The sequence below is a fragment of the Spirillospora sp. NPDC049652 genome, from assembly GCF_040675125.1.
Lineage (GTDB): Bacteria > Actinomycetota > Actinomycetes > Streptosporangiales > Streptosporangiaceae > Spirillospora.
The window spans coordinates 1-2,513 of sequence record NZ_JBFAOF010000997.1; the positions used below are offsets into that span (position 1 = coordinate 1).

General features: G+C 73.0%; 2 protein-coding genes and 1 pseudogene. All 3 read left to right on the forward strand.

The genetic code is table 11. The features are described 5' to 3' along the window. Positions 1-379, forward strand: a pseudogene (locus AB0J52_RS35980) (hypothetical protein); the annotation flags it as partial. A gap of 437 nt (positions 380-816) precedes the next feature. Beyond that, positions 817-1,749: an ABC transporter permease gene (locus AB0J52_RS35985; protein ID WP_500187386.1), complete on the forward strand. Its 933-nt coding sequence runs from the start codon at positions 817-819 to the stop codon at positions 1,747-1,749. Between the two features lies 1 nt (position 1,750). After that, a partial coding sequence (locus AB0J52_RS35990) for an ABC transporter ATP-binding protein (RefSeq protein ID WP_500187387.1) occupies positions 1,751-2,513 on the forward strand: 763 nt, incomplete at its 3' end.

The following is a 2,513-nucleotide window of genomic DNA, read 5'->3' on the forward strand; positions in this document are numbered from 1 at the left end:
GGCCGAGGTGCTCACCCGGGCCGCGCTCGGCGCGCTGCGCCAGCTCCGGCCGCTGGACGCCGGGGCCGAGGGCAACCCGCAGATCGTCGTCCCGCACGTGGACCGGCACTGGGGCGTGCTGTCCAAGTTCGACAGCGCCCTGGTCTCCTCCGCCGACGGCACGAAGGTCGCCTGGTACCGGCGCGACCCGGACCGGTTCCGCCGGATCATGACGCGCGCCTCGGCGCTGCACGCCCGCCTCGGCCGCGAGTGGCCGGAGCTCGCCGTCCAGTACCGGGCCGCGCTGCCGGAGCTGACCGCCCCCGAGACCTGGCGGCGCACGTTCGAGGCGAACCCCGCCTCCGCCACGCCGGCGGCGCCCCCGGCCGCGGACGGCTGATGGCCGTGACCTCCACCCGCTCGCCGGACGACCCGTATCCGCGGCGCGAAGAGTTCATCCCGGGCGGCCCGCCCCCGGCCGTGCCTCCGCCGGATCAGATGCCCGGCCCCGGTCGCCACGCCCGTGTCCCGGAACCCGAATCCGACCCCGGCATCCTCTTCACCCCCGACCCCGCTCCCTTCACACCGCCAGTGCCACCGACACGAGCCCCGTTCGAGACCTTCGTCCCCGCCCCCGTGAGCTTCGAGCCGCCGGCGGGACCGGCGGACGCGCCACCGTATGGCGAGCCGCCGCACGACGCGCCGCCGCACGACGCGCCGCCGCGGGACGCGCCGCCGCACGACGCGCCGCCGCGGGACGCGCCGCCGCGGGACGCGCCGCCGCAGGACGCGCCACCGATGCCGCCCGCGCCGCCGGTCCCATCGGCGCCGCCGCCCGTGTCTGCCGCGGTCGCCCCCGCCCCGCTCGCGCCCGCCGAGGACGGGGAGCTCATCCGGGACCCCGCACGGCTCACGGCCGAGGACCTGGCCGGGATGCGGCCGCCGGAGGCCGGCGGCGGACTGGAGCAGGTCTTCCGCCGCCGGTACCTGCTGCGGCTGCTGGTGCGCCGGGAGCTGAAGGCCCGCTACAAGGGGTCGCTGCTCGGTCTCGGCTGGTCGTACGTGCGCCCGGCCGTCCACTTCGGCGTGTACTTCTCCATCGTCGGCGTCTTCCTGGGCGTGAACAAGGCGGTCGAGGACTTCCCGGTCTACCTGTTCTCCGGGATGGTGCTGGTCAACCTGTTCACCGAGACGCTGCACGCCTGCACCCGCTCGGTGACCGGCAACGCCCCGCTCGTCCGCAAGGTCTTCCTGCCGCGCGAGATGTTCCCGGCGGCGTCGCTGCTGGTCTCGCTCGTCCACTTCCTGCCGGGGCTCGGCATCCTGTTCGGGGTGGCGGTCGCCTACGGCTGGCGGCCCACCCCGGACGGCCTGTTCGGCGCGGCGATCGCGTTCGCCCTGGTCGTGTCGTTCGGGCTCGGGCTCGGGCTGATCTGCGCGGCGGTGAACGTGTTCTTCCGCGACCTGGAGCAGGTCGTGGACATCCTGATGATCGTCATCACCTGGTCGGTGCCGATGATCTACCCCTGGACGCACGTCCGGGCCAAGGCCCCGCAGTGGGTGCTGGACCTCTACCTGGCCAACCCGCTGGTCTCGGCGGTCAGCCTGTTCCAGCGCGCGTTCTGGTACCCGGGGACGACCCGGTCGTTCGTCTTCCCGCCGCACATGCTCGACCGCGCGTCGTTCGCCCTCGCGGCGTCGCTGCTGGTCCTGGCGTTCGGCCAGTTCCTGTTCGCCCGCGCGCAGCGCCGGTTCGCCGAGGAGCTGTGAGATGACCGCGCCGTCCATCGTGATCGACTCGGTGAGCAAGCGGTTCACGCTGCGGCACGCCCGGTCGATCAAGGAGATGACCGTCCGCGCCTTCCAGCGGCAGAGCCTGTCGGAGAGCTTCAGCGCGCTGGACGACGTGAGCCTGGTGGTCTATCCCGGCGAGACCGTCGCGCTGATGGGGCTGAACGGCTCCGGCAAGTCGACCCTGCTGAAGATGATGTCGGGGGTGATGCGGCCGGACTCCGGCAGGGTGCTGGTCGACGGGCGCGTCGCCGGGCTGATCGACGTCGGCGCGGGACTGCACCCCGAGCTGACCGGCCGCGAGAACGTCTACCTGAACGCCGCGATCCTCGGCATGGGCGACCACGAGACCAAGGCCCGGTTCGACCAGATCGTCGAGTTCTCCGGAGTCAGCCGGTTCCTGGACAACCAGGTCAAGTTCTACTCGTCCGGCATGTTCATGCGGCTGGCGTTCTCCATCGCAGCGCACACCGAACCGGACATCTTCCTGATCGACGAGGTGCTCGCGGTCGGCGACCCGCCGTTCCGGGAGAAGTGCCTCGACCGCATCCGGGAGCTGCGGGGCGAGGGCCGCACGATGGTGATCGTCGCGCACGACATCGCGATGCTCACCCAGCTGTGCGACCGCGGTGTGATGATGCGCGCCGGGCGAAAGATCTTCGACGGTGACGTGGCGGAGGCCGGCGCGCTGTGGCGGGTGGACCGCCGTTCGCGCCGGGCGCTGGTGGACGCGCCGCCCGCGG